At 28.9% G+C, this 19,687-nt stretch carries 16 protein-coding genes; all 16 read right to left on the minus strand.

Annotation, left to right across the window (positions count from 1 at the left end; all coding sequences use genetic code 11):
* Positions 1-114 precede the first annotated feature (114 nt).
* The gene (locus KGF38_RS07730; protein ID WP_074178805.1) at positions 115-2,028 is read right to left on the minus strand and encodes a polysaccharide biosynthesis protein; all 1,914 of its coding nucleotides are present in this window, start codon (positions 2,026-2,028) and stop codon (positions 115-117) included.
* Between the two features lie 83 nt (positions 2,029-2,111).
* Positions 2,112-3,203 carry a glycosyltransferase gene (locus tag KGF38_RS07735; protein WP_074178804.1) on the minus strand — a complete coding sequence of 364 codons (1,092 nt, stop codon included), beginning with the start codon at positions 3,201-3,203 and terminating at the stop codon, positions 2,112-2,114.
* Positions 3,204-3,208: 5 nt separating this feature from the next.
* Positions 3,209-4,504: a UDP-glucose dehydrogenase family protein gene (locus tag KGF38_RS07740; protein WP_074178803.1), complete on the minus strand. Its 1,296-nt coding sequence runs from the start codon at positions 4,502-4,504 to the stop codon at positions 3,209-3,211.
* A gap of 26 nt (positions 4,505-4,530) precedes the next feature.
* Positions 4,531-5,283 (minus strand): glycosyltransferase family 2 protein, encoded by a 753-nt coding sequence (locus KGF38_RS07745; RefSeq protein WP_054271349.1) that lies wholly within the window; start codon positions 5,281-5,283, stop codon positions 4,531-4,533.
* Positions 5,284-5,330: 47 nt separating this feature from the next.
* Positions 5,331-6,239, minus strand: coding sequence for a glycosyltransferase family A protein (locus KGF38_RS07750; protein ID WP_074178802.1), 909 nt, complete (start codon positions 6,237-6,239; stop codon positions 5,331-5,333).
* 21 nt (positions 6,240-6,260) lie between these two features.
* Positions 6,261-7,010, minus strand: coding sequence for a glycosyltransferase family 2 protein (locus tag KGF38_RS07755; RefSeq protein WP_054271351.1), 750 nt, complete (start codon positions 7,008-7,010; stop codon positions 6,261-6,263).
* Positions 7,011-7,038: 28 nt separating this feature from the next.
* Positions 7,039-8,214: a CDP-glycerol glycerophosphotransferase family protein gene (locus tag KGF38_RS07760; RefSeq protein WP_054271352.1), complete on the minus strand. Its 1,176-nt coding sequence runs from the start codon at positions 8,212-8,214 to the stop codon at positions 7,039-7,041.
* Between the two features lie 14 nt (positions 8,215-8,228).
* Entirely contained in the window at positions 8,229-9,068 is an 840-nt protein-coding gene (locus KGF38_RS07765) for a glycosyltransferase family 2 protein (RefSeq protein ID WP_074178800.1), read from the minus strand.
* Between the two features lie 2 nt (positions 9,069-9,070).
* Positions 9,071-10,228, minus strand: a complete 1,158-nt coding sequence (locus KGF38_RS07770) for a polysaccharide polymerase (RefSeq protein WP_074178799.1) — start codon at positions 10,226-10,228, stop codon at positions 9,071-9,073.
* A gap of 15 nt (positions 10,229-10,243) precedes the next feature.
* Positions 10,244-10,966, minus strand: a complete 723-nt coding sequence (locus KGF38_RS07775) for a glycosyltransferase (protein WP_074178798.1) — start codon at positions 10,964-10,966, stop codon at positions 10,244-10,246.
* 11 nt (positions 10,967-10,977) lie between these two features.
* On the minus strand, positions 10,978-12,051 hold the full coding sequence (locus KGF38_RS07780) for a mannose-1-phosphate guanylyltransferase (RefSeq protein ID WP_054271356.1): 1,074 nt from the start codon (positions 12,049-12,051) through the stop codon (positions 10,978-10,980).
* Positions 12,052-12,072: 21 nt separating this feature from the next.
* Positions 12,073-13,779, minus strand: a complete 1,707-nt coding sequence (locus KGF38_RS07785; protein ID WP_074178797.1) for a phospho-sugar mutase — start codon at positions 13,777-13,779, stop codon at positions 12,073-12,075.
* A 45-nt stretch (positions 13,780-13,824) separates the two neighbouring features.
* Entirely contained in the window at positions 13,825-15,381 is a 1,557-nt protein-coding gene (gene murJ / locus KGF38_RS07790) for a murein biosynthesis integral membrane protein MurJ (protein WP_054271358.1), read from the minus strand.
* Positions 15,382-15,494: 113 nt separating this feature from the next.
* The gene (locus KGF38_RS07795) at positions 15,495-16,550 is read right to left on the minus strand and encodes a cell wall-binding repeat-containing protein (RefSeq protein ID WP_054271359.1); all 1,056 of its coding nucleotides are present in this window, start codon (positions 16,548-16,550) and stop codon (positions 15,495-15,497) included.
* Positions 16,551-16,646: 96 nt separating this feature from the next.
* Positions 16,647-17,333, minus strand: a complete 687-nt coding sequence (locus tag KGF38_RS07800) for a sugar transferase (protein ID WP_021385677.1) — start codon at positions 17,331-17,333, stop codon at positions 16,647-16,649.
* Positions 17,334-17,552: 219 nt separating this feature from the next.
* Positions 17,553-19,577, minus strand: coding sequence for an N-acetylmuramoyl-L-alanine amidase (locus tag KGF38_RS07805; protein ID WP_054271360.1), 2,025 nt, complete (start codon positions 19,575-19,577; stop codon positions 17,553-17,555).
* Positions 19,578-19,687: the final 110 nt, after the last annotated feature.

Here is a 19,687-nt window from a genome sequence, read left to right on the forward strand (position 1 = left end):
AATAAATTGCAACCTTTTTTGTAATCTTTTTGTAATCTTTTTGTAATCTTTTGTTTCTTTTTCTTATATATTTGTTTCTTTTTGCTCCCCCTGGTTACAAATTAGAAATATATTCTACTTCTCCCGAGTTATTGCGATTTCCTTGATATTAGCATCTTCTGGTTTAATGTAAGTTGGCACTAATTTTCTCATAACACTATCTATTTTTTCAATTTCTTCATTGTTAGTAATTTCTCTTAAAAGTTTTAAGTATTTTGTTATTTTTTCTCTATCAACATCTATTGGTCTTCCAATAAAAATCTTTTTATGCTCTGTATCCAATAGACCTTCTTCTGACATAAGTAGTTCTTCATATAATTTTTCTCCTGGTCTAAGACCAGAAAATTCAATTTTTATATCAACATCTGGCTCAAATCCACTGAATTTAATCAAATTTTTCGCTAAATCCAATATCTTTACAGGCTCTCCCATATCAAGTACGAATATTTCTCCTCCTTTAGCCATAGCTCCAGCTTGTATAACCAATCCTACTGCTTCTGGTATTGTCATAAAATATCTAATGATATCTGGATGTGTAACTGTAACTGGCCCACCATCTTCTATTTGCTTTTTAAAGAGTGGAATTACACTTCCATTACTTCCAAGTACGTTTCCAAATCTAACAGCAACAAATTCAGTCTCACTTTCAGCATTAATAGTCTGTATAATCATTTCAGCTGCCCTTTTAGTAGCTCCCATTATGTTAGTAGGATTTACAGCCTTATCTGTAGATATAAGAACAAATTTCTTAGCTCTATATTTTGAGGATAAGCCTGCTATGTTTAAAGTCCCAAATATGTTATTCTTTATAGCTTCACCAGGACTTGATTCCATAAGAGGAACATGTTTATGTGCTGCTGCATGAAATACTACTTCTGGCTTATATTTATTAAATATCTCATCCATTCTTTTTTCTTCTCTTATTGATGCTATTATCGTCTTTAAATCCAATTTATTTCTATATTTTCTAATCAATTCTTGCTGTATCGCATAAGCATTATTTTCATAATTATCAACTATAATAAGCTCTTTAGGATTAAATCCTGCAATCTGTCTGCAAAGCTCTGAACCAATTGAGCCTCCACCTCCAGTTATTAGAATTACTTTTCCTTCAATATAATTGCTTATCTCTCTTAAATTTGTTTTTATTGGCTCTCTCCCCAATAAATCTTCTATATCTACTTCTCTAATCTGTTTTATATCTACTTTTCCGTCTATAATTTCGTAAATTCCTGGTATTGTCTTTATTTTACAATTAGTATTCTTACATATATCAATAATTTCTTTTTTTCTATATTTTTCTATATTTGCAATTGAAAATATTATTTCATCTATATTGTATTTTTCAACTACATCTTTTATATTTGAAGTTGCCCCTACAATCTTTACATTATGAATTATTCTTCCAACCTTATTTTCATCATCATCTATTATAGCCACTGCTACTTTTTTAAGTTCTGGATTTCTTTTTAACTCCTGTATAACCATTTCTCCAGCATCCCCTGCACCAATTATAAGGATATTTGAAACCTTTCCTCTAGAATAAGTCTTATTCATGACTATTCTTATAGCTCTATACGCTATTCTTGCACCACTTGTAAACATTATAATAAATATTGTATTTAATACATAAAACATTATGGGATAGTCAAAGCCCAATAATTTATTGATTATATAAGCTGGTATTAAATAGGCTAAAGTTGCAATAAAAATAGAGACAATTTCTTCTTCGCCTGCATATCTCCATAATGTGTTGTAACACTTAAATAATCTAAATGATACTATATGAAGTACAATATATATACAAACTGAAATTATTACATCATTAATAGTAAATACATTTAAATTACCTGTAAGACTTAAAGACATTCGAAATGCTACTAGCACGCTACAAATATCTAGAATTAATAATGTTAATTGTCTAAATTTATATTTCTTAAAAAGCTTATTAAAAAAGCTTTCTTTCTCTAAATCTATACCTTCTCGCATAACTAGAAGCCCTCCATTAAACAGCAAAAGCTACGCACCTAAGCATAGCCAACAACATCTATCTTTTGCTGTATTTTTTAATTTTATTTTTTATGTTTATCTAATATAGAGTCATAAATTTTTTCTATATCATTAAAGTTTAGATTAACTTCATAATTTTCTTTAACAAACTGACGTCCTTTTGTACCCATACTGAGTCTAAGTTCATCATCTTCCATTAATTTTATTATCGCATTTTTTATTTCTTCTGGTTGTTTTGGTTCTACAATTAAGCCAGTTTCATTTTCCCATACAGATTCTGGATGTCCACCTACATTCGTAACTATTACAGGTACTTGACAGGCTTCTGATTCTATAGCTGCCACACCAAATCCCTCTCTTAAAGAAGGAAACACAGTTACATCAAAAGAATTAAAAGTCTTGTTGACATTCTCTGGAGATATTCTTCCTAAGAATTGAACATCTTCTTCTACACCTAATTCCTTAGCTAAATTTATTAGGTTGTCCATCTGGCTCCCAGAGCCACCTATTTTAAGAATTATTCTCTTATCTTTATATTCATCTTTCAACATCTTAAAAGCTTGTATTAAATATTCTATTCCATATTTTTTTTCTAAACTTTTTATAATTCCTATTACAAAAGCATCTTCTTTTTCTACTTCCATAGGTTTAAATCTATCCATATCTACTCCGAAAAAGGTTACATCTACATGTTTTGCTGTATATTTATTAGCCTCTTTAGCCATATCTCTACTATTTGAAAAAATATAGTCTGCTTTTCTAAAGTTATGCTTTATAATTTGTTTTTGTATAAAACCATTGTTAGGGAAATCGTAAATATCAGTACCCCAAACAGAAATAATATATGGATGATACCCAAGTAAACTTCCTATAAATCCATAACTACTTGCATATTGTGCATGCAATATATCTGGCTTTATTTCATTCACTAACTTCTTTATTTTTTTTATTGAGCCTAAATATCCTGTTTTTTTAGAAATTTTTTCATTCTTTAGTTCTTCTACATTAGAACCAAAGTCATAAATTTTTATCCCTTCCATGTGACCTCCATTTAGAGAGATTACATGAATATCATATCCTTTATTTTTAAAAAAACTACACCATTTTAAAGTATGAGGATTTGACCCATCAGCTAAATAACAAACAGTCTTCATAATCTTTACCTTCCTATCGAATAATACTCAATCCCAAGTTCTTCCATATCTTTAACCCTATAGCAGTTTCTTCCATCAAGAACTAAAGGATTTTTCATCTTTTCCTTATACTTATGTATATCATAATTTAAGACATCTTTCCATTCTGTCATTATAAAACATATCTCTGCATCTTCTATTGTATCATCTATAGAATTGGCATAAAGTATAGAATCGCCAAATATTTTCTTAGTATTGCTGACACCAATTGGGTCATATACTGTTACTCTTGCTCCTCTTTCAAGCAAATATTTTATATTTGGTATAGATGGTGCTTCTCTTATATCATCAGTATCAGGTTTAAAAGTAAGACCTAGTACAGCAACCTTCATATCTTGAAAACTCTCAACTAACTTTGATGCTTTTCTAACTAATTTAAGCTTCTGACTTTCATTAACTTCGATTGCAGCCTTTACTGTTTTTAGTTCATAGCCATTATGTTCAGATAACCAATGAAGTGCTTTTGTATCTTTTGGAAAACAAGAACCTCCATACCCGATACCTGCCTTTAAAAACTTACTTCCAATTCTATCATCATAACTCATTCCTAAAGCCACATCTTCTACATTAGCTCCAGCTATTTCACAAAGATTTGCAATATCATTCATAAATGATATTTTAAGTGCCAAGAAATTATTTGATGCATACTTTATCATTTCAGCACTATTTCTATTTGTAACTATTATAGGTTGATTAAAAGGCTCATAAATTTTCTGTAATATGTCTCTAGCCCATTCACTTTCTACACCTATAACGATTCTTGAGGCATGTAAAGTATCTCTTACTGCTGTTCCTTGTGACAAAAACTCTGGATTAGATGCCAGTTCTATTTTTACATCATTTTTTAAATTTCTACTTATATAATCTTCTATTTCTTCATTTGTACCAATTGGCACTGTAGATTTTATTACCACTAGAGTATCTTTCGTTACAGTTTCAGCTATTTGCTTTGCAACTGCCTTTATATAATCTAAATTAGCTGAACCATCACTTCTCTCTGGTGTACCTACAGCTATTAATATTACATCTACATCTTCATAAGCTTTTTTATAGTCAGTAGTGTAATCTATTCTTCCTCTATTGTAATTTTTAACCATAAGTTCTTCTAGGCCTTCTTCATATATAGGAGCTATTCCTAGCTTCATTGATTTAACCTTTTGTTCGTCTACATCAACACAAATTATATTCTCATTACCTACTTCTGCTAGACAAACGCCTGTAACCAATCCTACATATCCAGTCCCAGCTATAGCTATTTTCATTATTTTTACCTCCAAGTATATAAAACTTATACTCTCTTCTTGATAGCATTAAAGACATAAAAACAAAATACATATAGACTTTTTGGCAAACTTAAATTTTCAACATTTCTATAAGTATTCCAAGTTCTTTTTAATGCTTTTATTTTATTACTAGATATAGAATTTCCAACTAATCTGTAATTTACTAAATCTTCATAAATACCATACGCATACTCTTCTTTTTTAAGTAATTGTAACCAAGTTGCAGTATCTTGTCCTCTTCTTACCAAAGGCATATTAAATTCGCCTACGATATTCTTATCAATGACTACGGTAGAGCACCCTATTATAGTATTTCTAAGTAGTCCTTCATAGTCAATCTTTTTAGGAGCTCTTGCAACTTTACTTGTTTTTGTTCCATCTTCTCTCATATATCTATAAGATGTAAAAGAAAATCCGATATTTTCTTTTAACATATATCCTATCTGAATTTCTAACTTTTTACTATCCCATAAATCATCACTATCTATAAATGCAATAAATCGACCTTCCGCATTTTTAATTCCTACATTCCTAGATACTGCAGCTCCAGAATTTTTTTCAAGCTTTATATATTTTATTCTAGCATCTTCTTTTTGAAAACTTTTTATAATTTCACTTGAATTGTCCTTAGAACAATCATCCACTAATAAAAGCTGCCAATTTTTATAAGTTTGATTTTGGATTGACTTTATTGTCTCTGATAAAAACTCTTCTGAATTATATACAGGAGTAATTATCGATACTAAAGGCTCATTCATATTTTTACTCTCCTTATATAGCAACTAGCAGTACTATACCAACAAGTTTACTTAGATACTAATTTTCTTTGTCCAATATATTTGTAATATCCTAATGGGAATAATACTAAATACAACAATTTATCAGATATTTTATTGATTTCTCCAAAATAATGGCTATCAGACAATAACGAATATCTAGCTAAATTTATGTAATTTTTTATCCACATATATGGATATCTACCTAAAGGATATGTATTTTGATTTATCAAATATAAAAATTCTAATGCTCTACCTCTTAACGAATTTTTACTTAAGATATTTTTTGTTAAACCATCATCCAAATAATCTCTTATTATCATAGGCTTGTTTACACATTTAACTTTATAGTATTTAGACATTTCATTCCATACTACACTTTCTGGTAAAAATCTCACTTCTTTTCTTTCTGGAAAAGGAAATTTTATAAGTTCATCAGTTACAAATACTATACTTTTATCTCCCTTAACACCGTACTTAAAATATAGGTCTGCAAAGTGACATATTTTCTTATCTTCAGGCATTTCTGTCCCTATTAAATCTCCACTTGGGTATACACAAAGTCCAACAACTCCACTAAATCCTTCTTTATTCTCTACAGAATTCCATTCATCATTAGCAATTTCAAGAGAATCTTTAATTAAACCATCATCACTATCTACAATGAAAAATAGTTCTCCATCTGCATTTTTTACACCTAGATTTATTGCAGTATGTTTTCCTCCATTTTCTTTGTATATATATCTTATATTTAATTTATTTTCTGATATAAATTTTTCAACTAATTCTTTAGTACCATCTTCACTTCCATCATCAACAATCAGCCATTCAAAATCATTGAAGTCATAAGTTTGAGCTTTTAAATCATTGTACAAATTTTCAAGTAAATGATCTCTATTATATGTTGGAGTAAATACAGTAAATTTATATTTATACATTAATTAAATCTTCCTCTCTATCTAACTTTTTTTGATTCCATTTATTCCATAATTAATAAAGTAGTATACAGCTTTGTATAGAGGTATTTTTTCTATATTTCTATATATATTCCAAGTCCACATGGCAGCTTTTATTTTATTACCACTTAGTGAATTACTAGACTTTCTATATAATGCTAAAACTTCGTTTATTCCGTGGGCAATATGCCCTCTTTTCAATATAGATAACCATAAAACATAATCTTCATGTCTTACACCACTCATTTTTATTTCAAAATCTAGTTTAGACTTATCAATTACAACAGTAAGACATCCTAAGATATTTCCTTTCAATAATCTCCTATAATCTACATTAGGTGGTACTTTTATTACCTTGTTTAATTTTTTGTCATTTTCATCCATCAGTTCATATGAAGTAAATGATATTACATAATCATTTTCTAACATAAAGTTTACTTGTTTTTCTAACTTACTACTATTCCATTGGTCATCACTATCTAAAAAAGCTATAAATTGTCCTGTTGCCTTACTTAGTGCTAAATTTCTAGCATTAGAGACACCCTTATTAGTCTCAGTCTTTATACATTTTATTCTGCTATCCTGTTGCATATAAGATTTGACTATATTAGGACTATTATCTGTTGAGCAATCATCAATAATTAACATTTCCCATTCTTGATAAGTTTGGTTTAATACTGATTTTATGGTTGCTTCAATAAATTTTTCAGAATTATACATGGGAGTAATTATAGATACTAAATTCTTCTTCATATTACCTTCCTCATCATTTATAAAATATTTATTTAATTTTACTTATTACACAATCATATATCCTCTTGCAGTTCTTATTGTCATTATATCTGAAAAACTTATTTCTCTCATTTTTTTGGTTACCCATAACCTCAAAATTATTTTCAATAATATCAATAAGTTTATTCACAGCTTCATCATTATTATAAGCTAAAGACCCAAACATTTCACCTTTCAAATCTATATATGAATCAACTTTTTCCATATATTCCTCCAAATCAAATTGGTAAAACAGTATAGGTCTATTCATATATAAAAAGTCTATAGCTACACTTGAATAATCAGTTATATTTGCAGCTGATTTTCTAATTTCATTTGCTAGAGTTACCCCTTTGTCTAAAAACACAATTCGTTTTCCCGTTATATTTTCTTTTATGTCATCTATAAACTCATGCATAAGATGATGCATATAAATTTTTACATTTATATCTTTCTCATCTAGTATTTTATTTAACTTATCATCATTCAAAAAATTCATTATACTTTTAAAATAATCTGTATCTGTAAATTTTCCTGAACTAAATTTTATCCAATCTCTCCATGTAGGAGTATATAATATATCTCGTGTTTGTGCAACTTCATTTGTTGGTAAATTGTCATATCTTGCATTTCCAATTATATAAACTGAGTCATCTAACATTCCCCAATCATCTACCATAACATTTCTTTCAAACTCAGAACTTGCTGTAACTATATTATAGCTTTTATATAGATTATCTATAATATTTTTGAATTTTTTATTCATTGGTTTTCTCTTTTTAAAACTTATAGTCCCATGATTTAAGAATACTTTTACTGTCTTTTTATGAAAATAATTAAGAACAGGTACAGCAAAGTTATATGGTGCTATATCTGCTGATGGCGCATGTGAAAATACTATGGCTTTTGAATTGTAATAATATAGATAGTTTTCTACACTTCCTCTTATTAATTTTTTGCCTGGAATTTTATCGAATACTTTACTGTCTTTATTTACCACCCAATAAGTCTCTACATCATTATGCTCCTTCAACATATACTCATAAAAGAACTTCGCATTATCATTGTATATATCTCCTGAATGTCCACCTATAAGCCAGATATTTCTACCATTAAACTTATGCTTACTAAATGGATACATAAAAAAAGCCAAAAGCATATTTATTAAAAATTTAACCTTGTCCATAAACACCATCCTCATTATAACTTATACTGTCTAAATCCATTAATTCTTCCTTTTATAGTGGCACTATGATAATCTCTGTTGGAACTCAATATAAGACCACCTATATTTCTTACAAGTTTTGATGCCATAACCTTTACAAACTTATAATTCTTTCTATAGACTATTTCTTTTTTACAAAGTGCTCCAAAACCTCTTCCATAGTTATAATCTTTTTGATACTTTTCTTTAGATTTAGAATGTTTTTTTGCAGGATGGTAAATTATATCATCTCCAAAGTATTTTCCTTTAAATCCTAAGCTCAATAAATTTAAAACATAATCTATCTCTTCACCAGCACCAAATTCTCCACCAACACCTAATTTTTCATCAAACCTTGTATATTCTTTCTCTTCAAAGTCAACAAAAAAAGTTATAGATGTTATAGTATTTAAAACGTTGGAACTTGTAATATCACAAGTTCCATCCGCCATTTTTTTAAATGCATCAATTTTATTTGCATCCATAGTCTTACAACTGTATATTTTATAGTCTTTATTTTGATTAAAGAAGTTTATAACTTTTTCTAATGTATTATTTTCATAAACACAGTCATCATCAGGGAAACCTATAATTTGACCTTTAGCGTTATTTATTCCTACATTTCTGTTATAACTTAATCCCAGCTTATCGCTTTTTATATACTTTATATCTAACTTATCAATGTATTTGTCAACTATCTCCTTAACTTTGTTATTATCGTTTTGATCCACTACTATAAGTTCAAAGTTTTTGTAAGTTTGACTTTCTAAGCTGTCCATAAGTAAGTATATATCATCATATCTATTTAACGTTGGCATTATTAATGATATTAACATTACTACCTCCTACTTTTCATTTTCCACAGTTCTACATTTCTTTTATCATTTAATATTACTTCTTTTATTAGTAATACTATTGCAAAACTAAATGAAGCCTCTAATAGTAAGTTTTCTGCAAAAGAGTATAGTAAAAATATGAATAAAGCTACTAAATACTCTTTCTTATCTTTTTCTATAAAACTTCCTATGCCTTTATACATCAAATACATAAATAATATGCAAGCAATTACTCCTAATACACTAATTATATATATATAAGAACTGTCTAATGGATTAGTTGCTTTTATAGCTGCGCTATATGAATTTCCAAAAGGTTTCATAAAATTTCCTGCTTCAGCTAAGTATACATGCCAATACTTAGGTCTACTTGCTAATAATCTATTTAATATACTACTCTTAGAAAACATTATACCAATAGCTACACTGGATAAAGTAAGTATTATTGGCAACATCTTTACAAGTGTTGGTAGACCTTTTATTTTTTTTATGTTTATCAATCTTATTATTTCTACAAATATTAATCCTGCTAATATAGTAAAAAAACCTGTTCTACTATATGTCGTTTGATAAACAAAAAATGCAGAACCAAATAAAATTATTCTATCCCATTTATTATAGTTTTTATATCTTAAGAATATATATGCTGCATATATAGTAACCATATGATAAAATACACTATTTGGATTACCAAGCCCAAAATCCATTCTTGTAACAAGCATATCTATATTTTCTATATATCTATAGTGGACTTCTTGATTAAATACTAATGAAGGAAATAAATTAAATAATAATATAGCTACTATTAAAAAACATGCAGATATTATTAAGTAACTTTTAACTATATATTTATCATCTATTTGTTTAGCTGATACAGCTAGTAATACAATTAATAATATAGCTCCTTCTCTATTTAATACATAAAGTAAGACACAAGCTCCAACTAGAAACATTTCTGTTATACTTTTTCTCTTATCAAATAAAAAAAGTAGCATTAGTATTCCTATTGAAGAATAAAATAACGCTGATTTAATCATCCCTAGATTTATATTTGGGTCAATAAATGATATCATATACTTTCTAAGTACTATGATAAACAAAACAAATATATAAAGATATTTTTTCATCATAATATTTCTATCATCGTTTAAAGTCTTCATTTTACTTTCTCCCTTTTAGTTTCGTAAAGTATTACTTGCAAATATTTTACAACACTTCCATATCTTATTTGCACCTGTTAAGTGTTTGCTTTCTAAGAAATAATTTCTCTTTTTAGCCCAACTTTTTCCCCACCAATGTATACCAAAAGTGTTTTCTGTTATACATTCTGGTGTAAAGTCTTCTTTAAATCCAAAAGGATAAAAATATTCTTTATCATAGACACGAATGTCTTCTTCATAATTATTTGGGTCAATCTTCTTATAATTTTTTTCCATAAGATGAGTCATTATCTTTGGTATTGTAAACAATGAAGAAGTAAGTACTTCTTTTTCATAATACTCCAATAAGTCTTTTAAAAAAGGATGTCCTTTTTCTACACCTATTATAGCACCATTTATATATTCTCTATCATCTTCATACCCACAGATTAGCCTATTATTTTCTAAAAGAGGAGTTATATCCTTTAATATTTGCATATCTGTATCCATATAAACTCCACCTTGTTCATAGAGTACTTTTATTCTTGTATAATCAGATATGAATGCCCAAAGCTTTCTTTTATAACATTCTTCCAAAAACTTATTTCCTTTTATTTCCTTCTCTATATCAAAGTTTTTTTCATTCCACTCTACTATCTCATATTCTGGAAGCTTTTCTTTCCAAGAATTTATACATATATTTTCTATATTTCCTTTTGGACCACCAAACCATACATAATGTATTTTTTTAGGAATCAAATGAGCACCTCCTACATATATTCTTGTCTATCTTCTTCTTTTAATTGCTCTACTATCTTTTTGACATCTTGAGCTTTATCTTTTCTACAAACCATAACTGCATCATTTGTAGATACTACTATCAAATCACTAATACCTATTGTTGATATTAATTTGTCATCTGAATATATAATTGAATTTTTAGTGTCTATAGTAATATTTTCACCTCTTTTGATGTTACCTTCATTATCAGTTGGATATATTGCACCTAGAGAATCCCAAGACCCAACATCATTCCACCCAAAATCGCCAGGAACTACTATAACATCATTACTTCTTTCCATAATACCATAATCTATGGAAATTGATTGTATTGTTGGATATATTTCTTTTATTTTTTCTATTTCTTCCTTTGTACCTAAGTAATTGCTGATTTCTTCTAATTTTTCATATACTTTAGGTAAGTACCTCTTAAAATCTTCTAATATTTTAGATACCTTCCATACAAACATTCCACTATTCCATACATATTTTTTAGAGTTTACATATTCTTTAGCAATTTCATAATTTGGCTTTTCTACAAACTCCACTACTTCATATGCAACATTTTCTATTGTGTTTTCTCTATTAAAATTTATGTATCCATATCCTGTTGATGGAAATGTAGGCGTTATACCAATAGTTACTAGTTTATCATTGTTTTCCGCTATATAGATAGCTTTTTCTAATATAGATTTAAATTCTTTTTCATCTTTTATATAATGGTCAGCTGGATATACACACATAACACCATCACCATATTTTTTCATTATGTTAAAAGCTGCAAAACCTATAGCTGCTGCTGTATTTCTGGCACATGGTTCTGGCAATATGTTGCCATCTAAACATTTATCTTTTACTGTATCCTTTAAAGCTTCCAATTGCTTCTCATTAGTTACTATAAATAAATCGTCTTTTTTTGCTAGAGAATCTATTCTGTTTATAGTTTCATTTATTAAAGCATCTTCTCCACTTAAATTTATAAGCTGTTTAGGTACTTCTTGTCTACTAAGTGGCCAGAAACGAGTTCCTCCTCCTCCAGCCATTATGACATTGTATACTTTCATTGTTTATCTCCCCTTAGCTTTTTATATAGAATCCACTACATTTAATATATAAGATATTAAATTTTTCAATTTTAATTCTACATCTTCTTGGTTGTCTGAGTTTGCTCCAAAGTAAAATTTAATTTTAGGTTCTGTACCTGAAGGTCTTATAGCTATCCAAGAGCCATCTTCAAGTAAAAATTTAAGTACATCTGATTTAGGTAAATCATCTACTCCATCCTTATAATCCAAAATCTTATCTACTTTTACATCAGCCACATTATCTATTTTAACACTTCTAAAGTAAAGCATCATCTCTTTTATTTTTTTTATTCCATCTATACCTTTTAAAGTCACTGACTTTAATTCTTCCTTATAATATCCAAATTTATTATATGTATCTATCATAGCTTCATACAGGTTCATACCTTTTGAAGAATAATATGCTGCCATTTCACATATCATAAGTGAAGATACAACACCATCTTTATCTCTAGCATGAGTTCCAATTAAGTAACCATAGCTTTCCTCATATCCCATTATAAAGCTTCTATCATTACTTTCTTCAAATTCTTTTATTTTTTCTCCTATAAATTTAAATCCCGTTAAAGTATTTAAACAATCTACATTAGAAGCCTTCGCTATTTTTGCACCTAACTCTGATGTAACTATAGTTTTTATTATTGTAGGATTGTTTTTAGGAAGTTTATTTTCTTCAACTAAACTCTCTATTATATATCTAACTAAAAGTGAGCCAACTTGATTTCCATTTAAGACTATATATTCACCACTTGAATCTTTTACAACAACCCCTACTCTATCACAATCAGGGTCTGTTCCTATTACCAAATCAGTATTATTACTCTTTGCCATTTCAATAGCTATATTAAATACTGACTTTTCCTCTGGATTAGGATACTTAACTGTTGAAAAATTAGAATCTGGTAATTCTTGTTCCTTAACCACCATCACATTTTCAAATCCACATTCATTTAAGACTCTTCTTACTGGCTTATTTCCAGTTCCATGAATAGGTGTATATATTATTTTTAATTTTTTACCATATTCATTTATTATATTTTGTCTTAACGCTTGCTTCTTAACAGCTTTTATAAATTCGTCATCTACTTCATTATCTAATATAGTTATTAAATTTTTAGATAAAGCTTCTTCAAAATCTAAACTCTTAATAACACTGTAATCATCAATCTTATTAACTTCTGCTATTATATCATTTGCCATATCTATACAGATTTGACCCCCCTCTGAGTCATATACCTTATATCCATTGTACTCTTTAGGATTGTGACTTGCTGTTATTACTACGCCCATAGCACACTTTAAGTATCTAACAGCAAAAGAAAGTTCTGGTGTAGGCTTTAATTCTTCAAAAATATAAGCCTTTACACCATAAGCACTTAGAGTCTTTGCTACTTCTATACAAAACTCTCTCGACATGTATCTACTATCATGTGCTATAACTATTCCCTTTTGTTTTCCTTCTTCACCTTGAGTCTTTATGATATAATTTAAAACTCCAAGTGTCGCACGTCTAACAGTATAAATATTGATTCTATTAGTTCCCGCTCCTATTATACCTCTTAAACCACCTGTTCCAAACTCTAAGTTTTTGTAGAATCTATCTTGTATTTCTTTTTCATCATCTTTTATGCTTAATAGCTCATTTTTCGTTTGTTCATCAAAATAAGGAGAATTCAACCACATTTCATAATTATTCTTATAATCCATATTTTCATCCTTTCTGACTTTATTTTAATTTTCTAATGTAAGTGTCTATCTTTTAAGTAGTTTTTGTTTTCCTTTTCTTAAAAATTCAAAAGCTAAGTCCATCTCTTCTACTTTAAATAAAACTATCAATATCGTATATACAGAAGCTCCACCTAATACTCCTACTCCAACTGATATGATTTCTTTAATTGTTCCTGCACCCATAAATGCATATAGGTTATTATATATCAATAAAGTGACTACTGCCATTACTCCTGATGCTACCAAACTTTTTAGACCAGTCTTTATAATTTTATCTCCTCCAAAATATCCATTTTTCTTTTTAAGAGATATAAACAATAATATAACTGTAATTATATTTGAAGTACTAGTTGATATAGCAATACCTGCATGACCAAGTGGTCTTATCAATATTAAATTAAGAACTATATTTATTATTAAAGCTATACTTCCATTTATCATTGGTGTCTTTGTATCTGCAAGAGAGTAAAATGCCCTATATAAAACATCTCTTACTCCACACGCTAATAAACCTAGTGAATATAATCTAAGTGCTATAGATGTAAGGTCTGTTGATAATGCGTCGAATTTACCTCTTTGGAATAAGATTCTAACTAAAGGTTCTGCTAATATGATAGCTCCAATAGATATAGGAAGCACCACCAATATGATACAGTTAGATGATTTTACAATAGTACTTATAAATCCTTCTTTATTATCTTTACCTGACATCTTTGCTAGCTTAGGATATATAACTGTTATTATTGATGTTACGAATAATGCCATAACAAACTCATTTAGTCTATTTGCATAGTTAAGAGCTGACAACTTTCCATCCCCTAAAGTCGTTGCCAATAACCTGTCGACAAATATATTTAACTGTCCAACAGCTACCCCTATTAACATAGGTAATACTAGATTGACTAATTCTTTTATAGACTCATCCTTAAAATTTATATATGGCTTATACTTGTAGGACTTCTTAAACGCAAATGGCAACTGAAATAATAGTTGACTTGCCATAGCAATCAGTGCTCCTGCTGGTAGTATCCATACATTTTTACCTGCACTTAGTGCTATTGCTGCTATTATTATAATATTATATGGAATTCCTATAAGACCAGGAATTACAAAACTGTCATTCACCTGTAAAAATGAACTAAATATTTTACTTCCACTCAGGAACAGAACTCCTGAAATCATTATTTTAGTAAATAGTATTGCTGCTTGGAACTTAGCAGGGTCATTTCTAAATCCTGCTGCAAATACTGTAACAAATTGCTCTGTAAATAAAAGCCCAAGAATAGCTATTATTATAGCCATTATATAGCATATATTTAAAACATTATTAGTAAATTTTAAAGCACCTTCATCTCCAAGTCTTTTCTTTGTTTCAAAGTACATAGGTATATAAGTTGTAGCAATTGCAGAGCCTATGACTGCTATGATTAAACCAGGTATATTTAATGTTAATACAAATACGTCTGCATACATACCTGTCCCATAGAAATTTGCAAGTACAAGTTCTCTAAGGAAACCTAATACTTTTGAAAACATAGTGGCTGCCATAATCCACAATGCTGCTTTAGCTGTTTTTGACATTTTCTTTCTCCTTATCTATTTAAACTCTAAAAGTAGAACTTTTAAAACTGCTTATAAACATTATTCTGATTAAATAAATTTAACCTATGAAAAGCTTCCTTATAAATTAAAGACTATATTGAATCATATCTAAGTGCCCTAAATGTAATCAATAGCAATAATAGTATTAATATTATACAAGATAAGGATGTTAGATTAAATATACTCTTTAATAGACTATAATCCCCTACTGCATATCCAACTTCAACTACCTCATTTATATTGTTACTTTTTAAGAATTTATCTTGTGTACTACTTAAGTTATCACTACAAATCAGTATTGGCATATTTTCTTTAGCTGATACTACTCCCAAAGAAATATATTCATTTACATCAGACCTACTACCAAAGTCTAAACTAGCAGTATATATTTTCTTTATATCTTTTTCATTATAAAACTTCTTTATTAAATCGATATTTGTACTTGATTTATTTATTTGCTTTATACCTTCTATATTCTTTAAGCTAGAATCAACTTCTGCAATAAACTCTTTTGAATCACCTAGTGCATATATTGTTTCAAGGTCTTTACCTTTTAGGAAATCAATTTGTTCTTCAAAACCTTCATCTTTAGCCCATATTATTGGCATTCCATTTTTAGCGGCATAAGAATATACAGATATGGCATTCTCTAATCCTACAGTTGAGCTAAGTAAAAATACCTTATCGAACCCTACAGTTCTATACATTTCTCTAGCTATCTTTAAGGATGTATCATATCTGTCTTTTCCTCTTATTCTTTCAACTTTCATTCCCATTCTTTCTATAGTACGCTCAGCATCTTTAGATACTGCTTTTAAACCACCTATTATTGTAACTTTCTCTGTACCTAGTTCTTTTAGATAATTTCTTGTTACTCTCCCAAGATTTTTACTCTTAGTTACAACTATTGGGGCATTTTTTAAATAGGCTAAAGGTGTTGCACTTATACTATCTACAATTGAATCTTCATTTACAAGAATTACTTCCTTAGAACTCTTAAATACTCTTTTATTTAACTCTGTAGAAATCTCTGGTATACTTCCTTCTATTAACTCTTCCTTAGGATTTGCATCTGCAAATACTCCTATCGTACTAGAAATAGAGATTAATAAAACTAACGATAATATAGTAGAAATTTTTTTAATCATAAGTTCTCATTCCTTTTCTTTTTTTGTATTTTTTGACAATAAAAAAGCTCTTTTTTAAAGAGCTTTTTCATTGATTAGTAATCTAATATTTTAAAATTATCTAGCTCCATCTCCTGTCAATACTACTTTAACAGTTTTAAAGAGTATCTTAAAGTCAAGTAATATACTCCTATTTTTTATATAGTAAATATCTTCTTTAAGTTTTTCTTCAGGAGTGATTTCGTATCCACCATTTACTTGTGCCCAACCTGTAAGTCCAGGTTTTATAGCAAGCCTGTTGATAAATCCAGGTATTTCCTCATTAAATTGAACAGTAAAGTTTGGTCTTTCTGGTCTAGGACCTATTAAGCCCATATCCCCCTTTAATATATTAAACAGCTGTGGAATCTCATCAATTCTAGTTTTCCTAATAAACTTTCCAACCTTAGTTATTCTAGGATCATCTTTTTCAGCCCATTGTGCGCCAAATTTTTCTGCGTCTGTTCTCATAGATCTTAATTTATATATATAGAATCTTCTTCCGCATTTTCCTAGTCTTTCTTGCTTATAAGTTATTGGTCCTTTGTCCTCTATTTTAATAAGAATTCCAAATATTGCTATTAAAGGTAAACCTATCACAAGTCCTATTATAGATAAAACTAAATCCATAATTCTCTGGTACAAGTCAAATAAAACTGTTCCTTTTACTATGCTATAGTCAATCTCGCTTGCAATTTCCTTATCTGCCCCTGGATAGCTTTTAACTTTAGGTATTTCACATTCATCATTAGTATATCCAGACATAGTTACCTCCATATTGGAATAAAAATTTTTTTAATTCTTAATTTCAACTTATTTCTATCTTATTTTTGACTTATTTCTATATTATACTCAATAATGAGCAGATTATCAATACAATAAACGTCATTGTAAACAATTTGATTCTTTACAAAAATATATCATCCCTTGTTATATTTTACATTATAACAGGAGATGATATATTTTGCTTTAATATTTTTTGTTTTATTTTACAGATTCTTCTATTCCTATTCCAATTTGAGTTCCCATTGTTTTTACTTTTTCAGAAGTATTTAACTTATCCATATCGCTCTTATTGTCTATAAATGCACATTCGACAAGTATCGCTGGGTAATTATTGTTTCTTAAAACATATAGGTAATCATTTCCATTTGCAAGTGTTCTTGTTTTAATTCCTCTATTTTGCATGTTAAATTTTTCTAATATTCTTTTTAATATATTTGATGCAGCAGTCTTAGTTTTCCCACCATTTTTATCTTTTACTTTATAAAAAATTTCTACACCATTACCTGCACCATTAGATGCATTGTAATGTATACTTGTAAATAAATCTGGTTTTATAGTATTTGATAAAGTTGTTCTTTCTCCTAGAGCCATTGTTTTATCTGTATCTCTAGTCATAACAACATTTACACCTTTTGAACGTAGATATTCAGTAGTTGCTAACGCTGTATCAAGAGTATATTTCTTTTCTTGTGCTCCACCATTTAATCCACTTGTTGCTCCTGAATCAGAACCCCCATGACCTGGGTCAATCACTACAGTTTTTCCTGTAGCATCTCCTGGATTTTCTGGCTCTGTAGGTGAATTATGTTTTGATAGACTAGATGCTATAGAACTTATAACACTATCTTTCATTCCATCACCTATTTGATATACTGTTCCTGCTGTTTTTTCTGATAAATTTGTAGTATGGTATGCAGAAACATAAGTTTTTGGAGTTATAAGTATAGGAGCTTTTAATTTAGCCGCTAAAGGTCCAGCTGTTATTGAGTCAACTATTATGTCAGATTTTGCAACTAACATTGCACTCAACTCTTGGTCTGGATAGAAAGTCTTAATTACATTTGCATTTGTTTCATGTCTATCTGCACCAGAAACTCTATTTTTTGAAGCTCCATTTTTTGCTATTTTAGATATTTGGTCTATAAGTTTTGATGATAAGCTTTGGCTACCACCTATATAATAAGCTTCCTCTAGACCTTGTGAAGATAACCAATCATATGTACTTTGTGGTACAGAATCTTTATTAGATAATATTATAGGTTGTTGGTCTTCACCTGCTTTTGGTGAAATGTTAAGAGCATCATATTCACCAGCATAACCATTTGCTATGTATATTTTATTAACATCATGGTACTTATCTATTTCTTTTGCTATAAGTAAAGATGTTTCATGTCTATCAACACCACCAATACGAGTTACATTCACATCTACAGCAGATTTAATTTGAGATACTGCTTTTTGTGAAACTGAACCATCATCACCAATGATTATTACATCACTTGGATTTAGACGTTTTAATTCTGCCTTTGTACTTTCTGGTATATCATCTTTATTTGCAAGTAATATTGGTGCATCATAAGTAGAAGCAAGTGGAGTAGCTGTTATTCCGTCTGCTGCCAGTTCTCCATTAACTATTACAACCTTATTAGCTCCATCTTTCCAACCTTGTTTACTTATCTCAACAGCAGTTTCAAATCTAGTAGCTCCTGCAAGTTTTTTTACTGGTGCAGAAGTTTTTCTCATATATTCATTTACTGCTTTTGTTGAATTTGCATCACTTATTATAAATTCTTGTGTAACATCATAATCTTTAAGATTTAATCCCATAGATTCTAAGTCTTCTTTGTTTAAAACTTTTTGTTCATCTTTACCATTTACTTTTATGCTTTGAAGTTCCCATACATTTAAGTATTCTGGGTCTTTATTATAGTTTATTACACCTTCATATGTATCTGTCTTTTCATTGTAATTTAAAGTAGCTTCAAGTGGCATATCATAACACATAAAGTTTAATGTTATTGAATCAGCATTTAATTTTTCTTTAAACTTTACACTTGCATTCGATTTACTTCCTAACACTACACTTTTTCTTTGTAAATTTATATTAATATCTGAATTAGATTCTGTATTTGCAGTAGTATTTTCCGCTGCTAAAGCCACGTTTGGTGCCACCATTGCTATAGACAACATTCCTGTTGCTAATAATTTTGTACTCTTTTTCATTATATCCCCCCTAGATTTTTAAACCTTTAAATCTTTGTTTAAATTCGTCTTGAACTTGTTTTATATTACATAAATGCAATATTATGTAAATCTTTTTTCATTATAGCATA

This window comes from Clostridioides sp. ZZV14-6387 (assembly GCF_020657835.1).
Classification (GTDB): domain Bacteria; phylum Bacillota; class Clostridia; order Peptostreptococcales; family Peptostreptococcaceae; genus Clostridioides; species Clostridioides difficile_A.

Coding starts and splice junctions, on each gene's coding strand:
- KGF38_RS07730 (WP_074178805.1), bottom strand. CDS start 2,028: ATGCGAGAAGGTATAGATTTAGAGAAAGAAAGCTTTTTTAATAAGCTT.
- KGF38_RS07735 (WP_074178804.1), bottom strand. CDS start 3,203: ATGAAGACTGTTTGTTATTTAGCTGATGGGTCAAATCCTCATACTTTA.
- KGF38_RS07740 (WP_074178803.1), bottom strand. CDS start 4,504: ATGAAAATAGCTATAGCTGGGACTGGATATGTAGGATTGGTTACAGGC.
- KGF38_RS07745 (WP_054271349.1), bottom strand. CDS start 5,283: ATGAATGAGCCTTTAGTATCGATAATTACTCCTGTATATAATTCAGAA.
- KGF38_RS07750 (WP_074178802.1), bottom strand. CDS start 6,239: ATGTATAAATATAAATTTACTGTATTTACTCCAACATATAATAGAGAT.
- KGF38_RS07755 (WP_054271351.1), bottom strand. CDS start 7,010: ATGAAGAAGAATTTAGTATCTATAATTACTCCCATGTATAATTCTGAA.
- KGF38_RS07760 (WP_054271352.1), bottom strand. CDS start 8,214: ATGGACAAGGTTAAATTTTTAATAAATATGCTTTTGGCTTTTTTTATG.
- KGF38_RS07765 (WP_074178800.1), bottom strand. CDS start 9,068: ATGTTAATATCATTAATAATGCCAACGTTAAATAGATATGATGATATA.
- KGF38_RS07770 (WP_074178799.1), bottom strand. CDS start 10,228: ATGAAGACTTTAAACGATGATAGAAATATTATGATGAAAAAATATCTT.
- KGF38_RS07780 (WP_054271356.1), bottom strand. CDS start 12,051: ATGAAAGTATACAATGTCATAATGGCTGGAGGAGGAGGAACTCGTTTC.
- KGF38_RS07785 (WP_074178797.1), bottom strand. CDS start 13,779: ATGGATTATAAGAATAATTATGAAATGTGGTTGAATTCTCCTTATTTT.
- murJ (WP_054271358.1), bottom strand. CDS start 15,381: ATGTCAAAAACAGCTAAAGCAGCATTGTGGATTATGGCAGCCACTATG.
- KGF38_RS07795 (WP_054271359.1), bottom strand. CDS start 16,550: ATGATTAAAAAAATTTCTACTATATTATCGTTAGTTTTATTAATCTCT.
- KGF38_RS07800 (WP_021385677.1), bottom strand. CDS start 17,333: ATGTCTGGATATACTAATGATGAATGTGAAATACCTAAAGTTAAAAGC.
- KGF38_RS07805 (WP_054271360.1), bottom strand. CDS start 19,577: ATGAAAAAGAGTACAAAATTATTAGCAACAGGAATGTTGTCTATAGCA.